The sequence below is a fragment of the Arthrobacter sp. TmtSoilC77 genome, from assembly GCF_059739415.1.
Genome location: NZ_AP046050.1, coordinates 3,275,215 through 3,290,142, shown reverse-complemented (window position 1 = coordinate 3,290,142; position 14,928 = coordinate 3,275,215). Strand labels below are relative to the sequence as shown.

15 protein-coding genes are annotated in these 14,928 nt (G+C 62.8%); 7 read left to right on the top strand and 8 right to left on the bottom strand.

The features are described from left to right. Positions 1-166 precede the first annotated feature (166 nt). Positions 167-334 carry a DUF3117 domain-containing protein gene (locus AC6I99_RS15115; protein WP_064721643.1) on the top strand — a complete coding sequence of 56 codons (168 nt, stop codon included), beginning with the start codon at positions 167-169 and terminating at the stop codon, positions 332-334. A 123-nt stretch (positions 335-457) separates the two neighbouring features. Here the strand turns inward: AC6I99_RS15115 and AC6I99_RS15110 are convergent, their stop codons facing one another. After that, a complete protein-coding gene (locus AC6I99_RS15110; protein ID WP_224088197.1) occupies positions 458-1,090 on the bottom strand; it encodes an O-methyltransferase in 633 nt (210 codons plus the stop codon). Between the two features lie 236 nt (positions 1,091-1,326). On the opposite strand from AC6I99_RS15110, the gene sigE reads away from it, so the two are divergent. Genes sigE through AC6I99_RS15095 form a run of 3 tightly spaced genes read left to right on the top strand, consistent with a single transcriptional unit; the run spans position 1,327 to position 3,344 of the window. Next, complete coding sequence (sigE, locus tag AC6I99_RS15105) at positions 1,327-1,950, top strand: RNA polymerase sigma factor SigE (RefSeq protein ID WP_309928685.1); 624 nt, start codon at positions 1,327-1,329, stop codon at positions 1,948-1,950. A 7-nt stretch (positions 1,951-1,957) separates the two neighbouring features. After that, positions 1,958-2,914, top strand: coding sequence for a hypothetical protein (locus AC6I99_RS15100; protein WP_497944759.1), 957 nt, complete (start codon positions 1,958-1,960; stop codon positions 2,912-2,914). 31 nt (positions 2,915-2,945) lie between these two features. Continuing rightward, positions 2,946-3,344 (top strand): twin-arginine translocase TatA/TatE family subunit, encoded by a 399-nt coding sequence (locus AC6I99_RS15095; protein WP_224088194.1) that lies wholly within the window; start codon positions 2,946-2,948, stop codon positions 3,342-3,344. A gap of 32 nt (positions 3,345-3,376) precedes the next feature. Here the strand turns inward: AC6I99_RS15095 and AC6I99_RS15090 are convergent, their stop codons facing one another. The 3 genes from AC6I99_RS15090 to AC6I99_RS15080 are packed head-to-tail and all read right to left on the bottom strand — an operon-like array spanning position 3,377 to position 6,506. Further along, the gene (locus AC6I99_RS15090; protein WP_497944760.1) at positions 3,377-4,504 is read right to left on the bottom strand and encodes an Mrp/NBP35 family ATP-binding protein; all 1,128 of its coding nucleotides are present in this window, start codon (positions 4,502-4,504) and stop codon (positions 3,377-3,379) included. Positions 4,505-4,507: 3 nt separating this feature from the next. Further along, positions 4,508-5,233 carry a DUF1003 domain-containing protein gene (locus tag AC6I99_RS15085; RefSeq protein WP_224088193.1) on the bottom strand — a complete coding sequence of 242 codons (726 nt, stop codon included), beginning with the start codon at positions 5,231-5,233 and terminating at the stop codon, positions 4,508-4,510. Further along, positions 5,226-6,506, bottom strand: coding sequence for a magnesium transporter MgtE N-terminal domain-containing protein (locus AC6I99_RS15080; RefSeq protein WP_224164857.1), 1,281 nt, complete (start codon positions 6,504-6,506; stop codon positions 5,226-5,228). The genes AC6I99_RS15085 and AC6I99_RS15080 overlap by 8 nt, the downstream gene beginning before the upstream one ends. A 76-nt stretch (positions 6,507-6,582) precedes the next feature. Here AC6I99_RS15080 and AC6I99_RS15075 point away from each other — a divergent pair, with 76 nt between their 5' ends. Next, entirely contained in the window at positions 6,583-7,419 is an 837-nt protein-coding gene (locus AC6I99_RS15075; protein ID WP_497944761.1) for a YflT domain-containing protein, read from the top strand. Between the two features lie 112 nt (positions 7,420-7,531). Here the strand turns inward: AC6I99_RS15075 and AC6I99_RS15070 are convergent, their stop codons facing one another. Continuing rightward, entirely contained in the window at positions 7,532-9,115 is a 1,584-nt protein-coding gene (locus AC6I99_RS15070) for an aminopeptidase P family protein (protein ID WP_497944762.1), read from the bottom strand. Between the two features lie 81 nt (positions 9,116-9,196). Here AC6I99_RS15070 and AC6I99_RS15065 point away from each other — a divergent pair, with 81 nt between their 5' ends. Together AC6I99_RS15065 and AC6I99_RS15060 are read left to right on the top strand one after the other, a co-directional pair. Beyond that, the gene (locus AC6I99_RS15065) at positions 9,197-10,045 is read left to right on the top strand and encodes a PHP domain-containing protein (protein WP_224088190.1); all 849 of its coding nucleotides are present in this window, start codon (positions 9,197-9,199) and stop codon (positions 10,043-10,045) included. 153 nt (positions 10,046-10,198) lie between these two features. Beyond that, positions 10,199-10,561 carry a hypothetical protein gene (locus tag AC6I99_RS15060; RefSeq protein ID WP_224088188.1) on the top strand — a complete coding sequence of 121 codons (363 nt, stop codon included), beginning with the start codon at positions 10,199-10,201 and terminating at the stop codon, positions 10,559-10,561. A gap of 13 nt (positions 10,562-10,574) precedes the next feature. On the opposite strand, the gene AC6I99_RS15055 is transcribed toward AC6I99_RS15060, so the two are convergent. The 3 genes from AC6I99_RS15055 to AC6I99_RS15045 all read right to left on the bottom strand — a co-directional run bounded on the left by AC6I99_RS15055 (position 10,575) and on the right by AC6I99_RS15045 (position 14,927). Beyond that, positions 10,575-11,438 (bottom strand): DNA-methyltransferase, encoded by an 864-nt coding sequence (locus AC6I99_RS15055; RefSeq protein WP_224088186.1) that lies wholly within the window; start codon positions 11,436-11,438, stop codon positions 10,575-10,577. Positions 11,439-11,446: 8 nt separating this feature from the next. After that, positions 11,447-13,156: a DEAD/DEAH box helicase gene (locus tag AC6I99_RS15050; RefSeq protein ID WP_224088184.1), complete on the bottom strand. Its 1,710-nt coding sequence runs from the start codon at positions 13,154-13,156 to the stop codon at positions 11,447-11,449. Positions 13,157-13,442: 286 nt separating this feature from the next. Then, positions 13,443-14,927: an RNB domain-containing ribonuclease gene (locus tag AC6I99_RS15045; RefSeq protein WP_497961213.1), complete on the bottom strand. Its 1,485-nt coding sequence runs from the start codon at positions 14,925-14,927 to the stop codon at positions 13,443-13,445. Position 14,928 lies beyond the last annotated feature (1 nt).

Below are 14,928 nucleotides of genomic sequence, written 5' to 3'. Positions count from 1 at the left end.
CTACGGAGCAGTAAGTACGGGATAATGGAATACGAGCAAGGACAAAAGCACCTAAAAGTGCCCGGCCAAGGCGGCCTCCCAAGCGGTGCCGCCGGCTGCAATTGCGAAGCGGATCCAGCCCGGCCGGGTTGGGCGTGACTTGGGACAAATGGAGGGGATTTTCCTAATGGCGGCTATGAAACCACGTACTGGCGACGGCCCTATGGAAGTAACCAAAGAGGGACGCAGCCTGATCATGCGTGTGCCGCTCGAAGGCGGAGGACGGCTTGTAGTCGAGCTCAATGCCGCGGAGGCGGAGAACCTCAAGGAATGCCTCGTAGGCGTTACCGAATAGATTCATAGGCAGGCTGGATTCAAAAGACCAGGGCCCGGCGGGAGCCGGAGCCCTGCTTTTGTTTAAGCAGCAGCGTGTTTCTTGGGGGCCGTTCTTTAAGAATGTCCGCTAAATGGCAATTGCCTATTTTTTGACAGCAACCAGAAGTCCGTCGCCGGTGGGAAGCATCGCAGAGGCCAGGCGGTCGTCGTCGCGAATGGATTTGCCAACTTGCCGAAGAACCACAGTGGTGGCGTCGCGGGCTGCCGGATTTGAGACGCGGTCCTTATCCAAGGCGTCGTTGATCACCAGGGTGCCACCGGTCTTGAGCAACCGGACAGCCTGTTCAACGTAGCGGGGAAAGTTCGGCTTGTCGGCGTCGATGAAAACAAGGTCATAGGCGGAGTCCGTGAGGCGTGGGAGGACGTCGGCGGCCCTTCCTGAGATGGTCCGGGTACGGTTGGCGGGGCTGCCCGACTCCAGGAAGGCTTCGCGGGCGGCCTTGAGGTGTTCGACATCGACGTCGATGGTGGTCAGGACGGCTTGTGGACCCAGGCCCCGCAACAGACAAACACCTGAGACCCCCGCGCCCGAGCCAACCTCAACTACTGTCTGTGCCTTTGAAGCCGCGGCAAGGACTGTCAACACCGCGCCAACGCCGGGGCTGATGGGCTTGACTCCCAGCTCGAAGGACCTCTCCCGGGCGCGCAACAACACGTCATCTTCAGCAGGCAGATCTTCTGCATAGGACCAGCTGGTTGACTTGTCGGCACTCATGAAGGGTTCGCTTTCCGCGCGTAGGGGTGTCTGTACCAGCCTACTGTGTCCGGTGATCCAAACCCCCTGTTCGCACCCGTCCCGGGATTGTGTCTGCGGCAGGATTTCGCCTTGCGTGGAAAATGTGCCTTAGTCAGGAAATTCCCAGACAAACTTGGGATGATATTGATCCGGTCATCCACGTGGTGGGCGGCACCGGAGGAGTCCGGTGAACCACAGTTTGAGGGGAGTGGGCGATGCCGGCATCGCATGCTGCGCCAGTCCAGACATCGGAGAGCCTTGAGGCCGTTACGGACTGGGTTGCGCCCAGCTGGGAGGACGTGGTCGCCAACCACTCCGCCAAGGTGTACCGCCTTGCCTACCGCCTGACCGGAAATAAGTTCGACGCCGAGGACCTCACCCAGGAGGTGTTTGTCAGGGTTTTCCGTTCGCTGGAAAACTTCAAGCCGGGCACCCTGGACGGGTGGCTGCACCGGATCACCACCAACCTTTTCCTGGACCAGGCACGTCGTAAGAGCCGGATCCGCTTTGACGCCCTCGCCGAGGACGCCGAGTCACGCCTGCCGGGCCGTGAGCCAGGCCCCGAGCAGAGCTTCGAGCACAACAACCTGGACCTTGATGTCCAGCGTGCGTTGGAAGAACTGCCACCGGATTTCAGGGCTGCCGTTGTTCTGTGCGATCTTGAAGGATTGTCCTATGACGAAGTGGCGGAGGCGCTGGGCGTGAAGCTGGGCACCGTCAGGTCCCGTATCCATCGTGGCCGCACCATGCTGCGGGAGAAGCTCGCCCACCGTGACCCACGTCCGGCTGAAGCCCGCAAGCCCCGCCTGAAGATGCCTCGCATCGCCAGCATTCTTTAGGTAGTCGATGTCTCGACGCCACATCCGTCCGGGTGCCCTGTCACGTCGCAAACTGGCTGCACGTTACAAACTGGCTGCCCTGCGCCACACCCGGAACCCGGAGCACCTTCGGCATTGCCCGGAGTGCCGTGCTGCCCTGAACAGGGAGCGGCAGTATCTTGAACGGCTTCGCGGAGCAGCGGTGCCCGAAGCCAGCCAGGACCTGACCGCGCGTTTGCTCCAGCACACACAACGACTCGCGGATGAGCAGGCCGCGCCGGTCGCAAATCCACGGACCAGGCGTGGTGCATGGCGGGCCCTTCGAATCGCCGGCGTGGCCGCGGGCACTCTCACGGCAAGTGCAGGTGCGCTGGGCCTTGCCGCATATGCGGTGGCAGGAGATACCGCGCCGCAAGCAGCCATCGGTGCAGGCAACGGCGCTTCATCCCTTTCCAGTGCATTTACCGGCGGCCCCGCGGAACTGATGATGACGTCGGAATCCGTCGCGACGCCGGACTTCCGCCCCACCGGGCCCGTGAATTTGAGTTCCGAACAGTTGGATGCCCTGCGGGACCAGGGATGGGCATGTCCTGAACTTGGCGGTATGGGCTTCCACGTCGTAGCCGCCAAGGCCACCATGCATTACGGTCACCCGGCAGTGGAACTCCGGCTTGAAAGCAACGGCCATTACGCCACTGTCGTGGAAGAGCACCTGCAGGGTTCGGACATCGCCGTTACTGGACGCCCGGCATCGGCGCAACTCTCACTCACGCAGGGGACGCCGTGGGAGGCTGTATACCGGACCTCCGCAGCAGTCCTCAGCTACTCGTCGGACCTCCCGGCTGATGTAGCCGACGACGCCGTTCCCGAGTTGGTTCGTGCAGGGGACTCCATGCTCAGCAACAAAGCTCCGCAAGCCTCCGAGACGTGGTCCGAACGGATGATCCGCGGCCTCCGGACACTGCTCCGTCCCGCTGGTTTATGACCGGCACCACAGACAAGGTAATCTTCGTAGCGTGCTTGGAATCAACGGCCCGGAGTTCATACTCCTTCTGATTATCGGCGTACTCGTCATCGGTCCCAGCCGCTTGCCCGAATACACTCAAAAGCTCGCAAACCTGGTGAAGGAAGTCCGCCGGATGGCCTCCGGGGCACGCGAGCAGATCAAGGAAGAAGTCGGCATCGACATCGATGAGGTCGACTGGAAGAAGTACGATCCCCGCCAATACGATCCGCGACGCATCATCAAGGATGCGTTGCTTGACGATGATTCCAAGCCCGTCAACGCAGGCGCGCCGGCTGCTGCGGCGACAGTTGCAGCCGCAGCAGTGGACACGAAGCCCAAGGCTCCGGCCCGCATCATTGAGCGGCTCGCCGAAGGCGAGGCCGCGCCTTTCGATACCGAAGCTACGTAAACTTTCCGGGTCTCTTTCGAAACGCGGTGGCTTCAGCGCGGCTGGATTCCCAGCGGCATGCCGGACAATCCGCGCGGACGCGTTGCCAACATCCCTGCAATGCCTTCCAACGCCTTCGCAGCAGCAGTTTCGCCCGCGGCAAGGACTACAGGCTTTCCGGCGTCACCGCCCTCACGCAAGCGGATGTCCAAGGGAATCTGGCCGAGCAGGGGCACGTCGCTGCCCACAGCAGCACTCAGACGCTCAGCGAGGACGGCACCGCCGCCGCTTCCGAACAATTCCATGCGACCGCCGTCGGGCATTTCCAGGAAGGACATGTTCTCGATGACGCCGGCAACCTTCTGGCCGGTTTGGGTTGCGATGGTTCCGGCTCGTTCGGCGACGTCCGCAGCGGCAGCCTGCGGGGTGGTTACCACGAGGATTTCGGCGTTCGGGAGGAGCTGGGCCACGGATATCGCGATATCGCCTGTTCCGGGAGGCAGGTCCAGGAACAGGGCGTCGAGGTCACCAAAGTAGACGTCCGTGAGGAACTGCTCCAAAGCGCGGTGCAGCATGGGACCACGCCACGCCACGGGCTGGTTTCCCGCAACGAACATGCCAATTGATATGACTTTCACCCCGTAGGCCACAGGGGGCAGGATCATGTCATCCACCTGCGTCGGTTTCTGCGTGATGCCCATGAGCCCCGGGACGGAGAAGCCGTGCACGTCGGCGTCCACGATACCCACCCGCAGGCCCTGGGCGGCCAGGGCGCAGGCGAGGTTGACGGTGACGGAAGACTTACCTACGCCGCCTTTTCCGCTGGCCACTGCGTAGACCTTCGTCAAGGAGCCAGGCTTGGCGAAAGGGATGCCCCGCTGGCCACCCGGACCGCGCAGTTGTTCCTTCAGGGCCTCGCGCTGGGCGCGGGTCATGACCTTCAGCTCCACGTCAACACCGGTGACGCCTGCGATGCCTGACAACGCAGTGGTCGCATCCGCCGTAATGGTGTCGCGGAGCGGGCAACCGGCGATCGTGAGCAGTACTGCTACATGGACGTTGCCGTCGTCGGTGGCTGACACCGACTCCACCATGCCAAGTTCGGTGATTGGACGCCGCAACTCGGGGTCGATGACGGTTGCCAGGGCAGCGTGAAGTGCCTCGGCCGATGGGGTGGTCATGGGTTACGCTCGGCTTTCAGGATTTTCGGTAGGGGCCGGCTTCGCGCTGGAGTGCTGGGGCCCCGGACGTTGCGGGCGTACTTTGGGGATCTGTTGCGTGCGTGGTCCACGCGACTTGTCCCGTTTCTCCTTGAGCTTCTCTTTGACCTTGTCGGCCGAAGACTCGTTTCCCTCTGCTGCCGCTTCGCTCTCCCGCAGTTCCTCCTGGGCATCGATGATGTCTTCCAGCAGGCTGCGGAGTTCGGCGCGGACGTAGTCGCGGGTGGCTACTTCACGGAGTGCGATTCGCAGGGAAGCCAGTTCACGGGTCAAGTATTCAGTGTCTGACAGGTTCCGCTCGGCCCGCTGGCGGTCCTGCTGCAGCGACACCCGGTCCCGGTCGTCCTGACGGTTCTGGGCCAGCAGCAGGAGCGGTGCCGCGTACGAAGCCTGCAGCGACAGCATGAGCGTCAAGAGCGTGAAGCCGAGTTCCACGCGGTCGAACTGCCACTCCGTGGGCGCAAACGTATTCCATGCCAGCCAGAAGAGACAGAAGACCGTCATGTACACGAGGAACTGCGGCGTACCCATGAAGCGCGCAAAGCCCTCCGTGGCATTGCCGAATGCGTCAGGGTTGGGGGAGAACTTGGGCAGTATGCGTTGACGCCCGCTCAGCGGCGTGTCCAGGCTGCCGGGACTGTTCGTACGTCCAGTGGACCTGGGGGATCGGGGGGCGTTGTTATCAGCCAATGCGGCCTCCGAGTTTCCTTATAGGGGCGTCGTCCTCGTGAGCGCGCCAGTCATCGGGCAACAGGTGATCCAACACGTCATCAACAGTCACCGCCCCCACAAGGCGGCCGTCGTCGTCGACGACGGGCAGGGAGTTCAGGTTGTACGTGGCCAGGGTCCGGGCTACTTCGCTGATGTGCGCCTGGTCCGACAACGGCTCCAGGTTCTTGTCAACAAGGTTTCCCAGCGGCTCCGGCGGAGGGAAGCGCAGGAGTTGTTGTATATGTACAACGCCCAGGAAGCGCCCGGTGGGCGTTTCCAGCGGAGGCCGTGTGATGAAGATGGAGGACGCCAAGGCGGGGGAGAGTTCCTCGCGGCGGACGTGGGCAAGTGCTTCGGCGACCGTGGCTTCGGGAGGAAGGATGACGGGCACAGGTGTCATGAGGCCACCTGCAGTGTCTTCGTCGTACTCCAGGAGACGCCGGACATCTTCGGCTTCCTGAGGCTCCATGAGCTGCAACAGTTCTTCCGCTTGGGCGGAGGGGAGTTCGGCGAGGAGGTCGGCGGCGTCGTCGGGATCCATTTCTTCCAGGACATCGGCGGCCCGTTCCACGTCCAGGGCGGACAGGATCTCCACCTGGTCGTCCTCGGGAAGCTCCTGGAGGACGTCTGCCAACCGTTCGTCCTGAAGTTCGCTTGCCACTTCAAAGCGGCGCTTGTCGCTCATCTCCTGCAGGGCCTCGGCGAAGTCGGCAGGTTTGAGGTCCTCGTGCGTGGCAACGAACTGTGTTGCGGCCTGGGGTTCGTTATGCCCGCCGGTCTGCGCGTCCGCCCAGTCAATGATCAGGGTCTCGTTGCGGCGGAGCCTGCTCAGGGGGGACAAGGAATGCCCGCGACGGACGAAGAGTTTGCTGACGAACCAGTCCTTGGACCGGTGCTGGTCCATCGCGATGTCCTCGATCGTTGCATCGCTGCCATCGGCAAGGGTGACGCGGCGATCAAACATTTCCGCGACCACGAGCGTTTCCGCGCCCCGTTGTTCGAAACGACGCAGGTTCACCAAGCCAGTGCAGATGATCTGGGTCTGGTCGATGGAGGTGATCCGGGTCATCGGTACGAAGACGCGCTTCTTGCCGGGCACTTCCACCACGATGCCTACGACATGCGGGGCGCCGCGGGTCCCCCGGGAGAGCACGACGACGTCGCGCAACCGGCCTAAACGATCGCCCAGGGGGTCGAAAACGTCCAAGCCGAGCAGACGCGCGACAAAGACGCGTGAGGGATGTGTGCTCATGTTTACAGGCTACCGAGTCTGCTCTCTTTTAGCTGAATTCCAGCCGCTTCACATCTACATGCGACACAATGGGGCTATGTCAAACATTTTTGGTGCTCCTAAAGCCGTTGAGGAGTCCCGCAGCGTACCCCAAGGCGACACTGTTGGCTCGTACACCTCATATTTGGATGCCCAAAAGGCGGTGGACTACCTCGCAGACCAGCAGTTCCCCGTGCACCTGGTGTCGATCGTGGGCAACGACCTCAAGATGGTGGAGCGGGTCACCGGGCGGCTGAGCTACCCACGCGTTGCCTTGTCCGGTGCTTTGAGCGGCATGTGGTTCGGCCTCTTCGTCGGCGTCATGCTCTCCTTCTTCACGCCCGCTGGCGGCACCTTCTCCATCATCACATCCGTGCTTATGGGTGCAGCTTTCTTCATGCTGTTCGGCATCGCCACGTACGCCACCCAGCGCGGCAAGCGCGACTTCACGTCCACAAGCCAGGTGGTCGCCACCAATTACGATGTCATTGTTGCCATCGAGGCAGCCCACGAAGCCCGCAGGTTGCTCCACCAACTGCCCATGAATTCCGCACAGGCTGCCACCGGGCAAGCACAAAATTACGGTCAGCCAAACGCGCCCTTCCAGCAGCCCGGCCAGGCACCTGACCGTCCTGCCACCTGGAACGATCCCTATGGCCAGCGCGGACCGGAGCCCACCGAATCCGCTGCTTCCGGCGCGCAGGCTCCTGCTGCACAGCCAGTACAGAACCCGACGCCGTCACCCGTGCGCTATCCGGACCTGCCCGATGGCCGCCCCCAGTACGGTGTCCGGGTCACGGAGGGCCAGAATGCCCCCCGGCCCGAGGAACACCGGCCCGAGGAACACCGGCAAGAGGAACAGCGGCCCGGGAACGGCGATTCCCACAAGCAATAGCTGTATAAGAAGTACAAAGGGAAGGCCACCGGATGCATACATCCGGTGGCCTTCCCTTTGTTCTGATGTCGGCTGTGCTGTTGTCTGCCGGACCGGGTCCCCTTGCTGGAGGCTAGCCCGCAGCTTCCTGGTAGATGCCGGCCATCCAGGACTCGACGTCGTCGGCTTTGCGTGGCAATGCCGCGCTCAGGTTCACGGGGCCATCCGCGGTCATGAGGATGTCGTCCTCGATGCGGACACCGATGCCACGGTATTCGGCGGGAATGGCGAGGTCTTCGTTCTTGAAGTACAGGCCGGGCTCGATCGTGAAGACCATGCCCTCAGTGAGGATTCCATCCAGGTAAAGCTCACGCTTGGCCTGGGCACAGTCGTGGACGTCCAGGCCGAGGTGATGGCTGGTTCCGTGTGGCATCCAGCGGCGGTGCTGCTGGCCTTCGGGGCTGATGGCTTCCTCGACAGAGACAGGCAGCAGACCCCATTCAGCAAGGCGCTCAGCAAGCACCGTGGTGGCTGCAGTGTGGATGTCCCGGAATTTCACGCCGGGCTGTGCGGCGGCAAACCCCGCATCGGCGGCGTCCAGGACAGCTTCGTAGACCTTGCGCTGCACCTCGGTGAAAGCGCCGTTTGCCGGCAGGGTCCGGGTGACATCCGCTGTGTACAGCGAATCAGCCTCGACTCCTGCGTCAAGCAGCAGGAGTTCACCAGCGTTGACGGGGCCCGAGTTGCGGGTCCAGTGCAGCACCGTGGCGTTGTTGCCTGAAGCCGCAATGGTGTCGTAGCCGAGTTCGTTGCCTTCCTCGCGGGCACGGGCGAAGAAAGCGCCTTCAACCACGCGTTCGCCGCGCTTGTGCGTCAAAGCACGCGGGAGAGCGCGCACGACGTCGGCGAAGCCTTCCACGGTGGCGGCAACGGCGATCTTCATCTGCTCGATCTCCCACTCGTCCTTGATCAGGCGGAGTTCGGAGAGTGCTTCACTGAGCTTTTCGTCCAAAGCATCGAGTTCGCCCAGATCAAGGTTCTCAGGATCCTTGGCCGTGTTGTAACGGGCGGTGTCCACCAAAGCATCGATGTTCTCATCTACCTTGCGGACCAGACGGATGGAGATGCCGCCGATTTCCTGCGCGCCCACGTTCTTCGTGATGGCCAGCTCAAGTTCGGAAATGTGCGCCGTGGGCAGACCCAGGCGGGCTTTGAATTCTGCCAGTGTGGGCCGTGCGCCAATCCAGAATTCACCGGCCCGGGAGTCGGCGTAGAACTGTTCGGTATCGCGGCCCGCCAGGGGACGGAAGTACAGGGTGGCAGTGTGGTGGCCGCCGTCGTCGCCCTTTCCTTCACCGGCCGGTTCCAGGATCAAAACGGCATCCGGCTCGTGGTCCAGGCCCAACCCGGTGAGGTGGGCGAATCCGGAGTGGGGGCGGAAGCGGTAGTCGCAGTCGTTTGAGCGGACCTTGAGCGGACCGGCCGGGATAACGAGCCGTTCACCCTTGAACAGTTCGGAAATTGCGCGACGGCGGCGGGCGGCGTGGTCTGCCACGGCGTCACGAGCGGGGTTTACCTGCGGTGCGGGCGCCCAGTTGCTGGCCATGAATGCCTTGAAGGCATCGGATGTGGGCCGCTGCGAACGGTTGTTGACGCGTTCTTGCAGGGGCTGGGAATCTGTGGATTCCGCGTACGGGGTGTTTTCGGCATCATTCACCGTTACATCGTCCCACCAGTTTCGTGAGGAGGCCAACGGCGCAACACCCCCAAGCCGGTCCGCATCCCATAGGCTGGGAAAGTGAGGATAGACCTGCATACGCACTCGAATGTTTCCGACGGAACCGAGACTCCGGCCGGGGTGATCATTTCGGCCGCAGCTGCAGGCCTGGACGTCATTGCGTTGACGGACCACGATTCCACTGATGGCTGGGAGCTTGCTGCTGCCGCGGCCAAGGAACATGGAGTCACTTTTGTTCCGGGAATGGAGATCTCGTGCCGGACGGAGCAGGGAATCAGCGTCCACCTGTTGAGCTACCTGCATGATCCTTCCCACCCCGGGCTTCTTGAAGAGATCACCAAGTCAAAGGACGCCCGGCTCACGCGTGCTGAGCGCATGGTCACCCTGCTGTCCGAGGATTACCCCTTGACGTGGGACGACGTCATCCACCATGTGGCTCCTGGTGCCACAGTAGGGCGCCCGCATATCGCGGATGCCTTGGTCGCTGCCGGCGTGGTCGCGGACCGCTCCGAGGCCTTCACGTCCATACTCACCTCGCATTCGCGATACTTTGTGCAGCACTACGCACCCGACCCCGCTACCGCCGTCGAACTTGTCCGTGCCGCCGGCGGCGTGCCGGTCTTCGCGCACCCGGTCGCTTCGGCGAGGGGACGGATCGTGGGGGAGCGGACGTACCGGGAGATGATAGACGCCGGACTGCTGGGCCTGGAAATCGATCACCGCGACAACCCTGAAGAAGGACGTGCCTTCCTTCGCACCATGGCGTCCGAGCATGGGCTGCTCATCACCGGATCATCCGACTACCACGGAGCCGGCAAACCGAATCTGCTGGGAGAGAACCTGACATCCCCGGACGTCCTGGCAAGGATCGAGGAACTGGCAACCGGCAGCACGGTTGTGCGGCCATAAACGAGGACCACCGCTGCCCGGTACCACGGGTTCGGAAAATAGGTTGACGTGCTGCGGGGGAAGAGTAGTCTGGCGCTCGTGGGGGAGGCGGGCTGGGCCGCACCACTGAAGGTCTCATCGCAACCAATGACTCACCCCGTCGATGGAGCAATCATGTTCAAGAAATCCTTGGCTGCAACAGCCCTTGCAGCAGCCTTAATGTTCATCCCTGCCACAGCAAATGCCCTGGACTGCAATAACGTGAGCCGCCCGGCCTACACAGGCACCGAGTGGGTATTTGTGCCGGATATCAGCAGCAACGTCCACTTCAGCGGAAACTGGGGCTATGTGGAAGCCTGGGGCGCCTGGGTGTTCCTTCCTCCAGGCACGGTGCCTGATGTGCCCGGCGGTGAAGGGAATTATCAGAACGGCCAAGGCTTCGCACTGCTGGTCAACGCATTGTGTGATTCCTATGGGGCAGCCCTGGACAATAGGCAGGGCGAGCACGGAATCCAATTGATGCACGGGTGCGGCTGACCAGAAGACGCCTCTAGTTGCAGTGGAACGACGCCTTGGCGCCCAGCCGCTTCCGCATGACCTCAATGGCTTGCTCGTTCTGGTCCACGCAGACAAAGTTGCGCCCGAGCTTGGCGGCAACAGCGCCCAGGGTTCCTGATCCGGCAAAGAAGTCCAGGCACCAGTCGCCCTCGCGGCTCGAAGCAGAGACGATCCTGCGCACCAGGCCTTCGGGTTTCTGGGTGGGGTAACCGGTCTTTTCCCTGCCGGTGGGCGAAACAATGGTGTGCCACCAGACGTCCGTGGGGAGCTTTCCCCGCTCGCGTTTGGCAGGTGTGACCAGGCCGGGGGCCATGTAGGGTTCGCGGTCCACTTCGGCGTTGTCGAAGTGATACTTCGCAGGGTTTTTTACGTACACCAGGATGTTGTCGTGCTTGGTGGGCCAGCGGTTTTTGGCCCGGGCGCCGTAGTCGTAGGCCCAGATGATTTCGTTGAGGAAACACTCCCGGCCGAAGATGGCGTCCAACATCACCTTGGCGTAGTGCACCTCGCGGTAGTCCAGGTGCAGGTATAGCGTGCCGTCGTCGGCAAGGAGCCGCCAGGCCTCTACGAGCTTGGGTTCCAGGAAGGACCAGTAGTCGCTGAAGGCGTCATCGTAGCTGTGAAGGGCACCCTTGATGGTGTCGTAGGAGCGGCCCTTGAACCCGACGCGGTCGCCGTCGCCGTCCGCGTTGCGGACCATGCGCGTTTCCTGGCGGCGTTGGACCCGTCCCGTGTTGAAGGGCGGGTCCACGTAAATGAGTGTGAAGGCGCCGTCCGGCAGCGTCGGGAGGAATTCCGCGTTGTCCGCGTGCACCACCAGATTGCCGCCGTCCGGCGCCCAAACAGTTTCAGTCATTGAGGACTTTAGGCCTCGGAGGTACCGGACTGGGCGCCAGCGGTCCCGCCGGAAACCACTTCGCCGTTACGGCGGCGCGTGCGCGTACGGCGCGTGCGGGCCGGCTTCTCGGCATTTTCGCCGGTAGCGGTACGGGTTTCGGAGGAACCGGCAGCAGGGGCCGCATCGGCTTCGGATGTACGACGGCGGCGCGTACGGTTGCGTCCGCCCTCGCCCTTGGATTCCGAGTTGGCTTCGGTGGACTTGGCTGCGTTTCCACGGCCACGGCCGCCGTCCCTGCCGCGGCCGCCATCGCGTCCGCCTTCACGGGATGAACCGCCGGAACGGGAGTTCTTCTTGCCTGTTTCGCCCAGGTCCTCAAGGACCTCGGCATCGACGCCGGCAAGGGTGCGCTTGTTGCGCGGGAGGCGGCCCTTGGTGCCCTCGGGAATGTCGAGGTCACTGTAGAGGTGGGGGGAAGAAGAGTAGGTTTCAACCGGCTCCGGAACGCTGAGCCCCAGTGCTTTGTTGATCAGGCCCCAGCGGGGCATGTCGTCCCAGTCGACAAAGGTTACGGCTGTTCCCTTGTTGCCGGCGCGGCCGGTACGGCCCACGCGGTGCAGGTAGATCTTTTCGTCTTCCACGCACTGGTAGTTGATGACGTGCGTAACGTCATCAACGTCGATGCCCCGGGCGGCAACGTCCGTGGCAACCAGTACGTCCACCTTGTTGTTGCGGAACGCGCGGAGAGCCTGCTCGCGCGCGCCCTGGCCGAGGTCGCCGTGGATTGCAGCAGCGGCAAATCCGCGGTCCACCAGTTCCTCCGCGACCTTGGCCGCGGTGCGCTTGGTTTTGGTGAAGATAATGGTGCGTCCACGTCCGCGGGCCTGCAGGATGCGGGCCACTACCTCGGTCTTGTCCATGCTGTGGGCACGGTAGATGAGCTGGCGGATGTCGCGCTTGGTGAGGCCTTCGTCGTTCGGGTCGGCCGCGCGGATGTGGGTGGGCTGCGTCATGTATCGGCGGGCCATCGCGATGACCGGGCCGGGCATTGTGGCGGAGAAGAGCAAGGTCTGGCGAACGGCCGGCGTGCCGGCGATCAGTGTTTCCACGTCCGGCAGGAAGCCGAGGTCCAGCATTTCGTCGGCCTCGTCCAGAATCACCATTTTGACGTTCTTCAGGCTGAGGTGCTTCTGCTTGTAGAGGTCGATCAAACGGCCCGGGGTGCCAACCACTACCTCGACGCCCTTCTGAAGGGCGTCAATCTGCGGCTCATACGCACGGCCACCGTAGATCGTGGCGATGCGTGCGTTGCGCTTGCGGGATGCCGTCTGGAGATCGTTGGCTACCTGGACCGCAAGCTCACGGGTAGGAACGATGACCAGGGCCTGCGGGGCACCGGGGACGGCCAGCTTGGCGTAGCCGGGGTCATCGCGGCCTTCCACGCGCTGCAGTGCCGGAATACCGAAACCGAGGGTCTTGCCTGTACCGGTCTTGGCCTGGCCGATGATGTCGTGGCCGCTAAGGGCTACGGGCAGCGTCATGGCCTGGATGGGGAAGGGATGGGTGATACCGGCATCGGCGAGGGATTCGACGATGTCGGCGCGGACGTTGTAGTCAGCGAACGATTTCTCTTCGATCTCGTGGGGCGTCTCATCAGAGATGATCGTTTCCTCGGGCTCGATGGATTCGGTGCCGGTGGCGTCCGTCAGGACTTCATGGGTGTGCAATTCACTCACAGGGAGTTTCCTTATTCATTTGGGCATTGGCGCTGCATGCTCAACGGGTGGCGGAGCCGTACCGGAGCACGAACGGGCGCGCAAGCTAATCCAGTGGAAGCCGATCGCGGGCTATCTAAGTACTGGCACTGGTGACCAGCGGGCACATCTCAAGATCGCGTAGGGGCGGGCTTGTTGAGTTCAAAAATTAACTGAATCAACGACCGGGCATCCATTACTACAGGGTCAGTCTATCCTCTGGGAGCGCTAAAGCCCGGATCGGCGGCAGTTCGGGTCCTGCGGGGACTTAGGGGAGCAGCGTAAAGCGGATCTCGCGGCTGGCGATATCGGCCTTCAGGAGTTGCACCCGGACCTTGGTGCCTGATTCCATTTCGCCGTCACATCGGGCTGTCACCGCGGGTTCGGCTATCTGGATGATGCCGAACGGCCCATTGCCGTTTCCGTTTGCCCTTCCATTGCCATTGGTCGTGCCGTTGGACGGCTTGGAACCGGAGATGACGACCGCGTCGAACTCCTCGCCGATGTGGTTGGCCACGAGTGCAGCTTCCACTGTGTCCATGGCCAGACGCTCAAGCCGGCCGGCCAGTTGGTCGGATGAGGCCATGATCTCAGGCAGGGATGGAAGTGCTTCCCGCGCCCAGGCGGGGATCTGGTGGCCGTTGCTGAGGGCCTCGCAGATCACCAGGACAAAGCGGTCGATGAGGCGACGCAAAGGGGCAGTGGTGTGGGCATAGGGTGCGCCGATGGCTGACTGGATGATGTTGGGGGGAAGTTCGCCATCGAAAGGCGTGTATCCAGCGCCGCGGAAGAGTGTGCCTGCCGAGTGCAGGATCGCAAGTTGTTTGGGATCCGAAGCGTCAAGTGTCCGAAGGTACTCACCGTAGGTGATCTCGCCGTCCCAGGGTTTCCCGAGGGCCTTCGTCTGGCGTTTGAAATGGAGCAGTGACCGCTCATCCGGTGCCGGCATGGTGCGCAGGATGCCCACTTTTCCGTCAAGCATCAGTTGGGCGGCCGCCATCCCGGTCATGAGGGATATCTGCGCATTCCAGTCCTCCACAGGCAAGGACGGCGCGGCCACAATCCTGTAGCCTCCGCCACCTGTCGCCTGGACGATTTCCTGCTCCGGCATGTTCAGGTTGGCGCCACCGCGGAGTCGTTCCAGCTCCACCCGCTTCAGGCCAACCTCCTTGAGGAGCTCAAGGACCTCCGGGGCTGTGCCGGCATCGATCTGCTCCTGGGCACCTTTGTAACTGAGCTTCGTGCGGCTACGGACAGTGCCACGGGCCACGGACGTGGCGGTTACCTCCGCATTGCGGTCCAGTTCGAAGTCCCACACGAAGGCGCTGCAGTCCTGACCGGCCAGCAGGCTGCCGGCGTTTTCGCTGATGACCTCCGGGTGCAGCGGGATCCTCCCGTCAGGAGCGTAAAACGTTTGTCCCCGTTGCCGGGTTTCGGCATCGAGCGCCCCGCCGGGAGCAACGAAGGATGGCACGTCCGCGATTGCGTAGAGGACTTTGTAACCGTCGCCGGCACGTTCAATGAACACCGCTTGGTCCAGGTCGGTGGACGTGGCGGGATCAATGGTCACAAATGGAATGTCCCTGAGGTCACGGTCCGGCAGCGTATGGTTTTCTACCGCTTTGCGGGCTTCCGCCACGGCTTCGGCCGGATACTCGCCCGGGAGCTCCAGTTCGGTCCGGAGGGCTGCAAATGCCGCCGCGAGCTGGTCCGACGAGTCGTCGACGTTGGGCGAAATCCGATGATGTGACACG

Excerpts from the sequence above, each read along its gene's own strand:
- AC6I99_RS15115 (WP_064721643.1), top strand. The coding sequence starts at position 167 with ATGGCGGCTATGAAACCACGTACTGGCGACGGCCCTATGGAAGTAACC.
- AC6I99_RS15110 (WP_224088197.1), bottom strand. The coding sequence starts at position 1,090 with ATGAGTGCCGACAAGTCAACCAGCTGGTCCTATGCAGAAGATCTGCCT.
- sigE (WP_309928685.1), top strand. The coding sequence starts at position 1,327 with ATGCCGGCATCGCATGCTGCGCCAGTCCAGACATCGGAGAGCCTTGAG.
- AC6I99_RS15100 (WP_497944759.1), top strand. The coding sequence starts at position 1,958 with ATGTCTCGACGCCACATCCGTCCGGGTGCCCTGTCACGTCGCAAACTG.
- AC6I99_RS15090 (WP_497944760.1), bottom strand. The coding sequence starts at position 4,504 with ATGACCACCCCATCGGCCGAGGCACTTCACGCTGCCCTGGCAACCGTC.
- AC6I99_RS15080 (WP_224164857.1), bottom strand. The coding sequence starts at position 6,506 with ATGAGCACACATCCCTCACGCGTCTTTGTCGCGCGTCTGCTCGGCTTG.
- AC6I99_RS15075 (WP_497944761.1), top strand. The coding sequence starts at position 6,583 with ATGTCAAACATTTTTGGTGCTCCTAAAGCCGTTGAGGAGTCCCGCAGC.
- AC6I99_RS15060 (WP_224088188.1), top strand. The coding sequence starts at position 10,199 with ATGTTCAAGAAATCCTTGGCTGCAACAGCCCTTGCAGCAGCCTTAATG.
- AC6I99_RS15055 (WP_224088186.1), bottom strand. The coding sequence starts at position 11,438 with ATGACTGAAACTGTTTGGGCGCCGGACGGCGGCAATCTGGTGGTGCAC.